Consider the following 12,627-nt stretch of genomic DNA (forward strand, 5'->3'; position numbering starts at 1 on the left):
ATTATCGTCAGTCCCCGCGAGCCGTCCTGGCCGGACGTCATGTCGCAACAATCCCTACACGGAAGACACACGGTGGCGGTACCGGGGTGGGGCGGCAGGGCAGGCGGCACGCCCGGGTCCGGCGACCAACCGGGGCGGGCTCAGCCGACGCGCAGGTTCAGGGTGGTGAAGACCAGGGCGTTCAGGGCGACATGCAGGCCGATGGCGACCTCGATGCGGCGGGTCAGCGCGTAGGCCAGGCCATAGCCCAGGCCGGCCAGCGTGGCCAGGCCGACATAGGCGATCCCGCCCGCCGCGTGCGCCGCGCCGAACAGCAACGCCGCCACCAGCACCGGCAGCCAGCCGCGCGCGGTGCGCAGGTCGGTGCCGAGGCGCCGCGCCAGCAGGCCCTGGACGACGCCGCGGAAGGCGGCTTCCTCGGCGACGCAGGTGAGGAAGAGGTTGGCCGTCAGGAACAGGCCCGCGTTGTCGGGCCAGCGCAGCGTGGGCTGACCGATGCCCGACGCCACCGCCAGCAACCAGGGGACCGCCAGCGTGGCCACGATCACCGCCGGCAGGGCCCAGGGCGGCGTGCCGGTCCGCTGCGCCAGGCGCGACAGGGCCGTCGCGCTGGCCACGCGGACGCGGCGCTGCTGCGTGGCCATGACGGCCAGCATCAGCAGGCCGGCCACGCCCTTGTCGAAGTTCAGGTACTTGAGCGTCGGCGCCCGCTGGTCGGAGGCGGACACCAGGTAGGTCGGATTCAGGAAGCCCGGCAGCAGGTGCAGGGACAGCGCCAGCCCGAGGACCAGCATCAGCAGCATCAGGGCCAGTTCCCGGCGCGGCCGGCCGGCGGCCGCGATCGTCATCCAGGCCAGGGCGGCCAGGGCGCCGATCGGCGCCAGCGCGGCGATCCCGAGCTGCCCGTTCACCTGACCGGCGGTCACGGCCATGATCAGGGTGGCCAGCCAGGGCCAGGGCGCCGTCACGGGCAGCAGGGTCATCGCGATCGACAGGCACAGGAGCAGGTGGCTGAGCGGCATCGGCGGTCGGAGGTCGTTGCGGGGGGGGCGCCCCCGCGGCGCCGTGGGCGACGGGGCGAGGGCGCCGGAGTATCACCGAGCGCGCGGCCCCGGTGAGGTATCGTGCCGGCCCATGCATGAGATGACTTTCTACTGGCACGACTACGAGACCTTCGGACGCGTGCCGCGCCGCGACCGTCCGGCCCAGTTCGCCGGCATCCGCACCGACGCGGACCTGAACGAGATCGGCGATCCGCTGATGGTGTACTGCCAGCCCGCCACCGACGCGCTGCCCGATCCCGAGTCCTGCCTGCTGACCGGCATCCTGCCCCAGACCTGCGCCGAGCAGGGCCTGCCCGAGCACCGCTTCGCCGCCGCCATCCACGAGGAGCTGGCGCGCCCCGGCACCGTGGGCCTGGGCTACAACACCATCCGCTTCGACGACGAGGTCACGCGCTTCCTGTTCTGGCGCAACCTCATCGACCCCTATGCCCGCGAGTGGCAGAACGACTGCGGCCGCTGGGACCTGCTGGACGTGGTGCGCTGCGCCTACGCGCTGCGGCCCGAGGGCATCCAGTGGCCCAGGCACGAGGACGGCCGGCCGTCCTTCAAGCTGGAGCATCTGACGGCCGCCAACGGCCTGGCCCACGAGGCGGCGCACGATGCGCTGTCCGACGTCCGCGCCACCATCGCGCTGGCCCGCCTGATCAAGCAGCAGCAACCGCGCCTGTGGGACTTCTGCCTGAAGCTGCGCAAGAAGGACGCGGTGTGGGCCGAGATCGGCGCGCATCGGCCCTTCCTGCACATCTCCGGCATGTACGGGCCGGATCGGGGCTGCATCGCGCTGGTGTGGCCGCTGGCGCAGCATCCGACCAACAAGAACGAGCTGATCGTCTGGGACCTGTCCGCCGATCCGTCCGAGCTGCTGGGCCTGGACGCCGAGACCATCCGCCTGCGGATGTACACGAAGCAGGACGAGTTGCCCGAGGGCGTGACCCGGCTGCCGATCAAGACCATCCATGTCAACAAGTCGCCGATCGTGATCTCGGCGCTGAAGATCCTGTCGCCGGAGATGGCCGGCCGCTGGGGCCTGGACATCGCCGCCGGTCTGGCGAACGCCGAGATCCTGGCCGCGCGCGGCGGCGAGCTGACGCGGCTGTGGCCGCAGGTGTTCCAGCGGCCGGGCGGCGGCGCGGCCGCGGTCGACGTGGACGAGGACCTGTACGGCGGCTTCGTCGGCAACGAGGACCGGCGCACGCTGGAGCGCTTGCGCGGGCTGTCGGGCGAGGCGCTCGCGGGTCGCGTCGCGCAGGGCAAGGCGGTCTTCGACGACGGCCGGCTGGACGAGATCCTGTTCCGCTACCGCGCCCGCAACTTCGCCGAATGGCTGAACGAGGGCGAGCGGGAGCGCTGGGAGCGCCATTGCGCGGAGCGCCTGCACCTGGGGCAGGGCGGGGCGCAGACGCTGGAGGCCTTCTTCGAGCGCATCGACACGCTCGGCCAGGCGGCCGAGGAGTCGGACGACGAGCGCGCCCAGGAGATCCTGTCCGCCCTGTACGAGTGGGCGGAGCAGATCGCGCCGCCGCCGCCCTGAGGCCGTCACCGGTCTGACGGTCCGGCCCCGGCCCGGACGCCCTCGCGCCGAGGTGGCGGTCGAGCCTTCGGTCGTCGGCGAGAGGCGGGGCCGCCGTCCCCGGCCCCGGAACGAGGTCCTCTCCGGGGTTCCCAGCGCCCGCCAAAACGGGTACACCTGCGGCATTCCCCAGGAGACGACATGCAATCCCAACACGACGCCGCCGATCCCATCGCCGCCCGCATGCGGGCGCTGCTGGTGCGTGCGCCGCTGGCGGTGGCCTTCGTGGCCGCCGGCCGCTTCGAGGTGGTCAGCGAGCAGTTCAACCATCTCTTCGGCCACGGCGACGACACCGACCTGACCGGTCAGGACCAACGCGGCGTGGTGGTCTCCGAATCCGCCCAGCAGGCCTTGCAGGCCCGCGTCGGCGCGGCCTTCGCCGCCGGCCGGCCGCTGGACGAGGAAATCGAGTTCGTGCGCCGGGACGGCTCCCGCTTCTGGGGGCGGCTGCAGGCCACCCCCGTGCACTGGGAGCATCCAGCGGGCGAGGCGATGTGGGTCGTCGACGACGTCACCGCCGCCCGCACGCAGCGCATGCAGCCGACCTGGTCGGCCAAGCACGACGAGGTGACCGAGCTCTCCAACCGGCGCGAGATCGAGCGTCGCCTGGCCGAGCACGTCGGCAGCCGGCGGCATGAGCCGGTGTCGGTGCTCTTCGTCGACATCGATCGCTTCAGCGACATCGTCCAGGGCATGGGCGGGGAGGTCGCCGAGCACTTCCTGTACGGCCTGGGCCAGATGCTGGTGACCAAGGTGCGGGCGTCCGACACGGTGGCGCGGCTGGAGAACGACCATTTCGTCGTCCTGCTGCCGGACTGCGACCAGCACTACGCCCAGATCGTGGCCGAGAAGATGCGCGGCGCCATCGCCGCCTACCGGCTGCGCTGGGGCCTGCACCGCGCTCGGGTGAAGGCCAGTCTGGGTGTGGTCCAGCTGCAGCCCTCGCTGGATACGGTGGATGCGGTGCTCGGGGCTGGTCAGCTCGCCTGCACTGAAGCCAAGGCCGCTGGCGGCGACAGCGTCCGGGTGTTCGTGTCCAGCGGCAGCTATGAGGAGCTGGCGGGCGCCTGAACCCGAAGACCCTCACCCCAGCCCTCTCCCGCAAGCGGGCGAGGGGGCCATGCAGGGCCGGGCGATTCGGGGTGGCGGGGGGCCTGAGAACGACGCTCGGTGCCGGATACTCCCTTTCCCTTTCCCTTTCCCTTTCCCTTTCCCTCTCCCTCTCCCTCTCCCTCTCCCGCGGGGCGGGAGAGGGTCGGGGTGAGGGTGGGAGCGTGGCAGTCCCATGGCGCCGCTCGGCGTAGCCGATCGCCGGAAACTAGGGTTTATACCTGGCGTTTTGACGTGAAGAACTGGCGGGAAAAACCCATTCTTTTCTAAAGATCGGCTGGGAAATGCCGATGACGGCGAATAGAGTGACCGCTTGAGACCCGCCGAAACGACGTCGGGCCAGCGCAGTACGAGGGTTCCGCCATGTCCACGATCAGCCTGTCGACCGCCTTGTCCGGCATGTCCGCCGCGAATGAACGGCTGCGCGCGTCCGCCAACAACGTGGCCAACGCGAACACGCCGGGCTACCGTCGCGAGCGCATCGAGGCCCAGACCGCCGAGGACGGCAATGGCGTGACCACCCAGGTCACCAAGCTCCCCGAGCCCGGCGCCGACCTGACCGCCGACCTGGTCGAGCAGAAATCCGCCACCTACGCTTTCGTCGGCAACCTGCGGGTGCTGCAGACCCAGATCCGCGCCGAGGGCTCGCTGCTCGACATCCACGTCTGAGCCTCGCGGGCGTTCCCGCTCGCCATGAAAGACGGCCGCATCGCGCGGCCGTTGGCATTTCTGGCGTGTTCCCCGGACGGTGCCGGACTTCCCCAGGCGCTCGCGGGCGGACCCGGAGGCCGCCGCGCCGCGGGGGCGAGGCCACCGTCCGAGCGCCGATCAGGGCGCCAGCTCGAAGGTCGCCGACCCGTCGCCGTTGTCCTTGACCAGCGTCACCTGCGGCGTCTCCTTCAGGTGCGCGATCGCGCCGTTGCCGGAGACGAAGCGCAGCGCCACGCCCGGCACTGGCTGGATGCGCCAGGACGGCTGACCCACCGCGGCGCTCAGCGAGGACTGGGCGGCCAGGAAATGGGCGACCGCCTCGCGGGTCTCGTCCGGGGCGTCGACGACGACCTTGTCCGAGCCCAGCGCCGGGAAGTGCCCGCCGCCGAAGGCGCGGTAGTTGTTCGTCACCACCAGGAACTCGGCCCGCTCATCCAGCGGCTGGCCGCGCCAGCGCAGGTCCACCACGCGATGCGCGTCCGACACCCGCTTGCCGTCACGGTCGAAGCGCGCCGGCTGGGTCAGGTCCAGCGCGTAGCGCAGACCATCGTCCTGGCCCAGCATCATGTCGAAGTTGAAGCTGGGGTACTGGGTGTCGACCACGTCCTGCTGCGCCGGTCCCTGGGGGTCGATGCGGCGGAACTGGCCGGCGGACATCTCCAGCCAGTCGCGCACCTGCGCGCCGCTGAGCTTCAGCACCTTGACCGTGTTCGGGTAGACGTACAGGTCGGCGACATGCTTGATCGCGACCGGACCGGCCGGGATGTCGGTGTACTGCGTCCAGCCCTGGCGGCCGCCGCTCTTGAACGGGGCCGCGGCCGACAGCATCGGCAGCTTCTCCAGCGCCGTGCCCTGGACCGCCTTGAGCGCGTAGGCCAGTTGCGCGCGGGCGACCAAGCGCACCGCGGCGCCATCCAGCACCTGAGAGAAGTAGCTCTGGATGGGCTGGTCCGCCACCGCGACCTGGCTGCGGACGTAGTCCAGCGTGGCCTGGTGCTCCTTGGCGATGACGACGGCCGGCATCGGGTCCGCGTCGACCAGCGGCTTGCGGGTGGCGCGGTCGAAGATCGGGCGCAGGCTGGCGCGGCTGGCCGCCACCTGCCATCGCTTGCCGGACTGCGTCAGCGTCAGGTCCACGATGCCCAGGTGGTCGCCCCAGCGGCCCGGCATCACGGCGGGGGTGCCGAAGAGCTTGCCTTGCTCGAGGTCCACGCCCGGATAGCCGGCGAAGCTCGGACCGGGGAACTCGGTGTGGGCGTGACCCAGCAGCAGCACGTCCACGCCCTTCACCCGGGCGAGCTGGGCGGCCATGTTCTCGGAGAGCTTGGGCAGCTCGGTCTTGTCGATGCCGGTGTGGGCGATGACGACGACCAGATCCGCCCCCTGCTTGCGCAGCGCCTCGACCTGCGTACGGGCGGCGTCGACCATGTCGATCACGGTGACCTTCCCAGCGAGGTTCTGGCGGTCCCACTCCAGGATCTGCGGCGGCGTGACGCCGACCACGCCGATCTTGAGCGTGTGCGTCTTGCCGGACTCGTCGCGCATCTCGCGCGTGAGCAGCGTGCTGGGCGTGAAGGCGTGGCGGCGGCCGTCGGCCTCCATCACGTTGGCGTTCAGGTAGGGGAACTGCGCGCCGGCGATGGCCTGGCGCAGGAAGGGCAGGCCGTAGTTGAACTCGTGGTTGCCGAGATTGGCGGCGTCCACGTCCAGCAGGTTCAGGATCTTGTAGGCCGGGTGGATGTCACCGGCCTTGAGCGGCTTGACGCGGGCCACCACGTCGCCCAGCGGGTTGCCCTGCAGCAGGTCGCCGTTGTCGAACAGCAGGCTGTTGGGCGACTCGGCGCGGGCGCGGTGGATCAGCGTCACCGTCTTGGCCAGACCGAACTCCTGCGACTCCCGATCCTGGTAGTAGTCGTAGTTCAGCAGGTTCATGTGGATGTCGCTGGTCTCCAGCACGCGCAGGCGGAGCTCCGCGGCGCGGGCCGCGAGCGGCGACATCGTGACGGCGATCAGGCCCAGCGCGGCCAGCGCGCGGGTGACCAGGCGGGCCAGGGGGCGGGCGGGCGCGAGGCGGCTCATGCCCAGTCGGTCCCGGCGACGAGCGCGGCGATGGCGCGCTGGAAGCCGTCGGCGTCGATCGCGTCGAAGCGGGCGGGTTCGGGGCTGTCCAGGTCGAAGACCGCGCGCAGGCGGCCGTCGACGACGACGGGGAGCACCAGTTCCGAACGCGAGGCCGCGTCGCAGGCGATGTGACCGGGGAAGGCGTGCACGTCCTCGACGAGCTGGACTTCCTGCGTGCGGGCGCAGGCGCCGCAGACGCCGCGCTCGAAGGCGATGCGCACGCAGGCGACCTTGCCCTGGAACGGGCCGAGGACCAGCTCGCGCTCGTTCCTGGCATTGACCATGTAGAAGCCGGACCAGTTCAGCTGCGGGACCGAGTTGAAGACCAGCGCCGCGAACTGGGCCAGGTTGGCGAGCCAGTCGCGCTCGCCGTGCAGGACGGCCTGGGTCTGGGCGACGAGGGTGTCGTAGGAGGCGCGCTTGGCCTCGGGGCTGGACATGTCCAGCAGGGGCGTGGGGTCGAAGCTCATGGGGCGGGATTGTCGCGGGAGAACGTGACGCCCGCGCGCCGTGGGGGCGATCGACGGCCGCGCGCGCGGGTCCGGGCGGCGGTCGCCGCTCCGTCGCCCGGTCGAGGGCCTGGACCGGCCCGCGGCGTCAGGCGTTCAGCCCCACAGGACCGGCTTGTTCACCATCAGGTAGAAGACCACCAGCACGGCGATGAAGGCGGGATAGCCCAGGCCTTCCCACCAGCGGGCGAAGTGCCAGTAGCGCGCGGGCAGGGCCTGGCCGCTGGCCAGCGCGGCGTCGGCCATCTTCGAGAGCTGGATCTGCAGCCACAGCACCGGCAGCCAGCAGGCGCCCGCGAGCAGGTACAGCGCGATGGACACCGCCAGCCAGGGCGTGTCCAGCGACCAGCCGGCCTGCATGGCCAGCCACACCCCAGTGACCGGCTGCACGATCACGGCCGGCGTGGTGAACCACAGGTCCGCGCGCTTGACCAGCCGCGCCACCACCGCCTGCGCGGCCAGCGAGCCGCTGCGGTTGGCGAAGAACAGGTAGAAGGCCGAGCCGAAGCCCGTGCCGGCCAGCAGCACGCTCGAGACGATGTGCAGCCACTTGATGACGAGATAGGTGTTCATGAGGTCCTCCCTGGGGTCAGGTCTTGTCGACGTTGAGCTCGGTGTCCATCCGTGATCGGGATCCGGGTCGATGTCGAGTCGCTGTAGCTGTAGCTGTAGCTGTAGCTGTCGTTGTCGTTGTCGTTGTCGGGCGGCCCCGCGGCCGGGCGCGATTCTGTCGCGGGTTGAGGGCTCACGCGGGCGCGTCCTCGTCCAGGATCAGCAGGAGCACCGCGATCGGCAGGTTCTTGGTCAGGCTGCCCAGCGGGTCCAGCCACAGCGAGGGCAGGATCAGCGTGGCGACCCCGGTCATCAGCAGCATCACCGCGCCCGCGAGCCGGTAGACCCAGCGGCGGTGCCAGCGCCACATCGCCAGTCCGATGAAGAGATCGGCCAGCGCGCCCGCCACGATCAGCGGCGCGATCCAGCGCTCCGGCGTCGCCGCGGCGACCAGCAGGGCACGGCTCTGGCCGTCGAGCTCGACCAGGCTCGCGGCGGCCGTGGCCAGCCACAGCGCGACGAGCACGCCACGCGCCAGCACCCGCGTGCGGCGGTGGCGGAAGTTGATCAGACCGATGCCCATGCGGCCTCCATGAACTGCTCGACGGGAATCGGCGCGCGACCCAGCACGCGGGCGAAGGCCTGCGCGTCGCCGACGTTCTCCTGCTCCAACAGGGACAGGGCCTCGCTGCTCCAGGGCTGGGCGCTGACGAGGTCGCCCAGCCGGGCGCTCCAGCGGCTGGGCAGGTCCGGCAGCGGGATCACGGTGGCGGGACCGTGCCCGCGCTGGCGGCGCAGCTCGCCGAGGTAGTCGGCCAGCGTCAGCGCCCGCGGACCGACGGCGGTGACGATGTCCGGGCCGCCGTCCTGGAGCAGGCGCAGCACGGCCAGCGCGACATCCGGCACCGCGACCGGCTGCACGCGGGCCTGGACCGCGGCGCGCGGCAGGATGAGCAGCGGCATCCGGGCCAAGGCCATGAAGAGCGCGGTGCTCGCGCCGCCGCGGCCGAAGACGATGCTCGGGCGCAGCACCAGACCGTCGAGGCGGCCCTCGGCGCGCAGGCGCAGCAGGACCTCGTCGGCGGCGCGCTTGGTCGTCGCATAGCGGGTATCGCCGCAGTCGACGCCGTTGGCCGACACCTGCACCACGCGCGCCACGCCGGCCCGGGCGCAGGCCTCGAAGAGCGCGGCCGGCGCCTGGTGGTGGATGGGCTCGAGCTGGCGGGCGCCGGTGTCGCGCAGGATGCCCACCGCGTTGACGACGGCGTCGAAACCGGCGACGCGCGGCTCCCAGGTCTTGGGGTCGAGGTCGCGTTGGAAGTCCTGCGTGCGGGAGCTGCCTTCGGTGACCGAGAGACCGGCTTCTCGAAGCGCGCGCACGATGCGCCGGCCGAGGAAGCCGCTGGCGCCGCAGACCAGGACGGAGCGGATGGCGGGGGTCATGAGGCGTCTCCGGCGTGAGCAAACTGGGGTGTCGCAGCGGCGGTCTGCAAGCGCGGGGACAGGGTCCACTCGGTCATGACATCACTCCTTGGGTTGGTCGTTTGACTATCTCGAAGTTTCAGTAAAAACAGAAATCATTGGCCAAAAAAGGGGCGGGTCAGGACCCGTCTCCGCGGACGAAGCGCTGGACACTCGCGCCCAGCTTCAGCACCTTCTCCAGCGTGCTGGGGGAGAGCCGCATCATCTCGTCCGACCAGGCGCCCAGCGTCTCCATGAAGCGCAGCGCCTCGCGGACGCGGTCCTGGGCGTCGGGGGGGTCCTGGTCGAAGGACTCGTCCTTGACGAGTTCGGTCAGCATGCGGACCGTGGGATCGAACTCGCGGTGCTTGCGCTCCCGCACGATGGTGCGGAACAGCTCCCACACGTCCACCGAGGTCTCGAAGTAGTCGCGGCGATCGCCCAGCACGTGGGTGACGCGGATCAGGTTCCAGCTGGTCAGTTCCTTGAGGCTGGTGCTGACGTTGGAGCGCGCGACCGACAGGGTCTCGGCCATCTGCTCGGCGTTCAGCGGCTGACCGTGGATGTAGAGCAGGGCATGGATCTGCGCCACGGTGCGATTCACACCCCAGGCGCTGCCCATCTCGCCCCAGTGCAGGACGAATCGGCGGGCGGTGTTGCTGAGTTCCATGGGGTTGGAGTGTAGGTCGACAGAAATTTCTGTCAATACAGAAATTGACGTCGAAGATCGCTTCGAATGGCAGTGAATCTCCGCCCGGCTCGACTCGACCGGTCCCGTCCGGACCGAGAGCGAAGGCGATCGGGTGAGCGCCCAATGACAAGGGCCCGGAGACTTTCGCCACCGGGCCCGGGGGCAGGGGACTCAACACCCCCGCGGTCTTCAGCCGCTGAGCGGCCGATCGATCAGGCGACCGTCTTGGCCGTGTCCGCGTATTCCTCGATCTGGTCGAAGTTCATGTAGCGGTAGACGCTGGCCTTGTCGGCGTCGATCACGCCCATTTCCTTGAGGTACTCCTCCTTGGTCGGCAGGCGGCCCAGGCGGGACGCGATCGCCGCCAGCTCGGCCGAGCCCAGGAACACGTTGGTGTTCTTGCCCAGACGGTTGGGGAAGTTGCGGGTCGAGGTCGAGATGACCGTCGCGCCTTCGCGGACCTGCGCCTGGTTGCCCATGCACAGCGAGCAGCCCGGCATTTCGGTGCGCGCGCCGGCGGTGCCGAAGGCGGCGTAATGGCCTTCCTTGATCAGCTCGCTCTGGTCCATCTTGGTCGGCGGGGCGACCCACAGCTTGACCGGGATGTCGCGCTGGCCGCCCAGCAGCTTGGCCGCCGCGCGGAAGTGACCGATGTTGGTCATGCACGAGCCGATGAAGGCTTCGTCGATCTTGGTGCCGGCGACGTCGGATAGGAACTTGGCGTCGTCCGGGTCGTTCGGGCAGCAGACGATCGGCTCGGTGATGTCGGCCAGGTCGATCTCGAACACGGCGGCGTATTCGGCGTCCTTGTCGGCCTCGAGCAGGTCCGGCTTGGCCAGCCAGGCCTCGACCTTCTCGATGCGGCGTTGCAGCGTCTTCGCGTCCGCGTAGCCGTCGGCGATCATGTTCTTCATCAGCACGATGTTGCTGGTGAGGTACTCCTTGATCGGCGCCGGGTTCAGCTTGATCGTGCAGCCGGCGGCGGAGCGCTCGGCCGAGGCGTCGGACAGCTCGAAGGCCTGTTCCACCTTCAGGTCGGGCAGACCTTCGATTTCCAGGATGCGGCCCGAGAAGATGTTCTTCTTGCCGGCCTTGGCCACGGTCAGCAGACCGGCCTTGATCGCGTACAGCGGGATCGCATGGACCAGGTCGCGCAGGGTGACGCCCGGTTGCATCTCGCCCTTGAAGCGGACCAGCACCGATTCCGGCATGTCCAGCGGCATCACGCCGGTCGCGGCGCCGAAGGCCACCAGGCCCGAACCCGCCGGGAACGAGATGCCGATCGGGAAACGGGTGTGCGAGTCGCCGCCGGTGCCGACGGTGTCGGGCAGCAGCAGACGGTTCAGCCAGCTGTGGATCACGCCGTCGCCCGGACGCAGGGCCACGCCGCCGCGGTTGGAGATGAAGGCGGGCAGCTCACGGTGCGTCTTGACGTCGACCGGCTTCGGGTAGGCGGCCGTGTGGCAGAAGGACTGCATCACCAGGTCGGCCGAGAAGCCCAGGCAAGCCAGGTCCTTCAGCTCGTCGCGGGTCATCGGGCCGGTCGTGTCCTGCGAACCGACGGTGGTCATCTTGGGCTCGCAGTAGGTGCCCGGGCGCACGCCTTGGCCTTCCGGCAGACCGACCGCGCGGCCGACCATCTTCTGCGCCAGCGTGAAGCCGGCCTTGGTCTCGGCCGGCGCTTGCGGCAGGCGGAACAGCGTCGAAGCGGGCAGACCCAGGAACTCGCGCGCCTTGGCGGTCAGCGAGCGGCCGATGATCAGGTTGATCCGGCCGCCGGCGCGGACTTCGTCGAACAGCACGTCGCTCTTGAGCTTGAACTCGGCGACGGTCTCGCCGTTCTTCACCAGCTTGCCGTCATAAGGCAGCACGTCGATGACGTCGCCCATCTCCAGCTTGGACACGTCGACCTCGATGGGCAGCGAGCCCGAGTCTTCCTGCGTGTTGAAGAAGATGGGGGCGATCTTGCCGCCCAGCGTCACGCCGCCGAAGCGCTTGTTCGGGACGAAGGGGATGTCCTGGCCGGTGGCCCAGATCACCGAGTTGGTCGCCGACTTGCGCGAGGAGCCGGTGCCGACCACGTCGCCGACGTAGGCCACGATGTGGCCCTTCTTCTTCAGGTCCTCGATGAACTGCATCGGCCCGCGCTTGCCGTCTTCTTCCGGCTTGAAGGCCGCGTCGGGACGCGTGTTCTTCAGCATCGCCAGGTAATGCAGCGGGATGTCCGGGCGGCTCCAGGCGTCCGGCGCCGGGGACAGGTCGTCGGTGTTGGTTTCGCCGGGGACCTTGAAGACGGTGATGGTGATCTTCTTCTCGACTTCCGGACGCGAGGTGAACCACTCGGCGTCGGCCCAGCTCTGCATCACTTCCTTGGCCTTGGCGTTGCCGGCCTTGGCCTTGGTCGCCACGTCGTTGAAGTAGTCGAACATCAGCAGGGTCTTCTTCAGACCGTCGGCCGCGACGCCGGCGACTTCGGCGTCGTCCAGCAGCTCGATCAGCGGATGCACGTTGTAGCCGCCGACCATGGTGCCCAGCAGCTCGGTGGCCTTGGCCTTGGAGATCAGACCGACCTTCAGATCACCGTGCGCGACGGCGGCCAGGAAGCTGGCCTTGACCTTGGCGGCGTCGTCCACGCCCGGGGGCACGCGATGCGTCAGCAGGTCCAGCAGGAAGGCGTCTTCGCCGGCGGGCGGGTTCTTGATCAGCTCGATCAGCTCGGCAACTTGCTTCGCGTCGAGCGGCAGCGGCGGGATGCCGAGGGCGGCGCGCTCGGCTTCGTGTTGGCGGTAGGCTTGCAGCATGCGAACTCCAGTTTCTGTGGTCTCTGCTTGGGTCGGA

11 protein-coding genes are annotated in these 12,627 nt (G+C 69.9%); 3 read left to right on the forward strand and 8 right to left on the reverse strand.

Annotation, left to right across the window (positions count from 1 at the left end; genetic code table 11):
- Window positions 1–140: 140 nt before the first annotated feature.
- Window positions 141–1,022 (reverse strand): CPBP family intramembrane glutamic endopeptidase, encoded by an 882-nt coding sequence (locus MCHT01_RS06565; protein WP_067063923.1) that lies wholly within the window; start codon window positions 1,020–1,022, stop codon window positions 141–143.
- Between the two features lie 112 nt (window positions 1,023–1,134).
- Between MCHT01_RS06565 and sbcB the strand changes: the two genes are divergently transcribed.
- The 3 genes from sbcB (at window position 1,135) to MCHT01_RS06580 (ending at window position 4,413) form a co-directional block, all read left to right on the forward strand.
- Complete coding sequence (gene sbcB / locus MCHT01_RS06570; protein ID WP_067063925.1) at window positions 1,135–2,595, forward strand: exodeoxyribonuclease I; 1,461 nt, start codon at window positions 1,135–1,137, stop codon at window positions 2,593–2,595.
- Window positions 2,596–2,775: 180 nt separating this feature from the next.
- A complete protein-coding gene (locus MCHT01_RS06575; protein WP_067063928.1) occupies window positions 2,776–3,705 on the forward strand; it encodes a GGDEF domain-containing protein in 930 nt (309 codons plus the stop codon).
- 402 nt (window positions 3,706–4,107) lie between these two features.
- Entirely contained in the window at window positions 4,108–4,413 is a 306-nt protein-coding gene (locus MCHT01_RS06580) for a flagellar basal body protein (protein ID WP_067063930.1), read from the forward strand.
- Between the two features lie 159 nt (window positions 4,414–4,572).
- Here the strand turns inward: MCHT01_RS06580 and MCHT01_RS06585 are convergent, their stop codons facing one another.
- The 7 genes from MCHT01_RS06585 to acnB all read right to left on the reverse strand — a co-directional run bounded on the left by MCHT01_RS06585 (window position 4,573) and on the right by acnB (window position 12,590).
- Window positions 4,573–6,534: a bifunctional 2',3'-cyclic-nucleotide 2'-phosphodiesterase/3'-nucleotidase gene (locus tag MCHT01_RS06585; protein ID WP_084452033.1), complete on the reverse strand. Its 1,962-nt coding sequence runs from the start codon at window positions 6,532–6,534 to the stop codon at window positions 4,573–4,575.
- On the reverse strand, window positions 6,531–7,046 hold the full coding sequence (gene msrC / locus MCHT01_RS06590; protein ID WP_084452035.1) for a free L-methionine (R)-S-oxide reductase MsrC: 516 nt from the start codon (window positions 7,044–7,046) through the stop codon (window positions 6,531–6,533). The genes MCHT01_RS06585 and msrC overlap by 4 nt, the downstream gene beginning before the upstream one ends.
- Window positions 7,047–7,181: 135 nt before the next feature.
- Window positions 7,182–7,658 carry a DUF2269 family protein gene (locus MCHT01_RS06595; RefSeq protein WP_067063932.1) on the reverse strand — a complete coding sequence of 159 codons (477 nt, stop codon included), beginning with the start codon at window positions 7,656–7,658 and terminating at the stop codon, window positions 7,182–7,184.
- A 172-nt stretch (window positions 7,659–7,830) separates the two neighbouring features.
- Window positions 7,831–8,220 carry a DoxX-like family protein gene (locus MCHT01_RS06600; RefSeq protein WP_067063935.1) on the reverse strand — a complete coding sequence of 130 codons (390 nt, stop codon included), beginning with the start codon at window positions 8,218–8,220 and terminating at the stop codon, window positions 7,831–7,833.
- On the reverse strand, window positions 8,205–9,080 hold the full coding sequence (locus MCHT01_RS06605; protein ID WP_067063937.1) for an NAD-dependent epimerase/dehydratase family protein: 876 nt from the start codon (window positions 9,078–9,080) through the stop codon (window positions 8,205–8,207). The genes MCHT01_RS06600 and MCHT01_RS06605 overlap by 16 nt, the downstream gene beginning before the upstream one ends.
- 157 nt (window positions 9,081–9,237) lie before the next feature.
- Complete coding sequence (locus tag MCHT01_RS06610; protein WP_067063940.1) at window positions 9,238–9,768, reverse strand: GbsR/MarR family transcriptional regulator; 531 nt, start codon at window positions 9,766–9,768, stop codon at window positions 9,238–9,240.
- Window positions 9,769–10,001: 233 nt separating this feature from the next.
- Entirely contained in the window at window positions 10,002–12,590 is a 2,589-nt protein-coding gene (gene acnB / locus MCHT01_RS06615; RefSeq protein ID WP_067063942.1) for a bifunctional aconitate hydratase 2/2-methylisocitrate dehydratase, read from the reverse strand.
- Between the last annotated feature and the right edge of the window lie 37 nt (window positions 12,591–12,627).

The organism is Mitsuaria chitosanitabida ATCC BAA-476 = NBRC 102408 (assembly GCF_001598255.1).
Lineage (GTDB): Bacteria > Pseudomonadota > Gammaproteobacteria > Burkholderiales > Burkholderiaceae_C > Roseateles > Roseateles chitosanitabidus.

What these genes read in the sequence shown, in the direction of transcription:
- MCHT01_RS06565 (WP_067063923.1), bottom strand. Translation starts at nt 1,022, where the DNA reads ATGCCGCTCAGCCACCTGCTCCTGTGCCTGTCGATCGCGATGACCCTG.
- sbcB (WP_067063925.1), top strand. Translation starts at nt 1,135, where the DNA reads ATGCATGAGATGACTTTCTACTGGCACGACTACGAGACCTTCGGACGC.
- MCHT01_RS06575 (WP_067063928.1), top strand. Translation starts at nt 2,776, where the DNA reads ATGCAATCCCAACACGACGCCGCCGATCCCATCGCCGCCCGCATGCGG.
- MCHT01_RS06580 (WP_067063930.1), top strand. Translation starts at nt 4,108, where the DNA reads ATGTCCACGATCAGCCTGTCGACCGCCTTGTCCGGCATGTCCGCCGCG.
- MCHT01_RS06585 (WP_084452033.1), bottom strand. Translation starts at nt 6,534, where the DNA reads ATGAGCCGCCTCGCGCCCGCCCGCCCCCTGGCCCGCCTGGTCACCCGC.
- msrC (WP_084452035.1), bottom strand. Translation starts at nt 7,046, where the DNA reads ATGAGCTTCGACCCCACGCCCCTGCTGGACATGTCCAGCCCCGAGGCC.
- MCHT01_RS06595 (WP_067063932.1), bottom strand. Translation starts at nt 7,658, where the DNA reads ATGAACACCTATCTCGTCATCAAGTGGCTGCACATCGTCTCGAGCGTG.
- MCHT01_RS06600 (WP_067063935.1), bottom strand. Translation starts at nt 8,220, where the DNA reads ATGGGCATCGGTCTGATCAACTTCCGCCACCGCCGCACGCGGGTGCTG.
- MCHT01_RS06605 (WP_067063937.1), bottom strand. Translation starts at nt 9,080, where the DNA reads ATGACCCCCGCCATCCGCTCCGTCCTGGTCTGCGGCGCCAGCGGCTTC.
- MCHT01_RS06610 (WP_067063940.1), bottom strand. Translation starts at nt 9,768, where the DNA reads ATGGAACTCAGCAACACCGCCCGCCGATTCGTCCTGCACTGGGGCGAG.
- acnB (WP_067063942.1), bottom strand. Translation starts at nt 12,590, where the DNA reads ATGCTGCAAGCCTACCGCCAACACGAAGCCGAGCGCGCCGCCCTCGGC.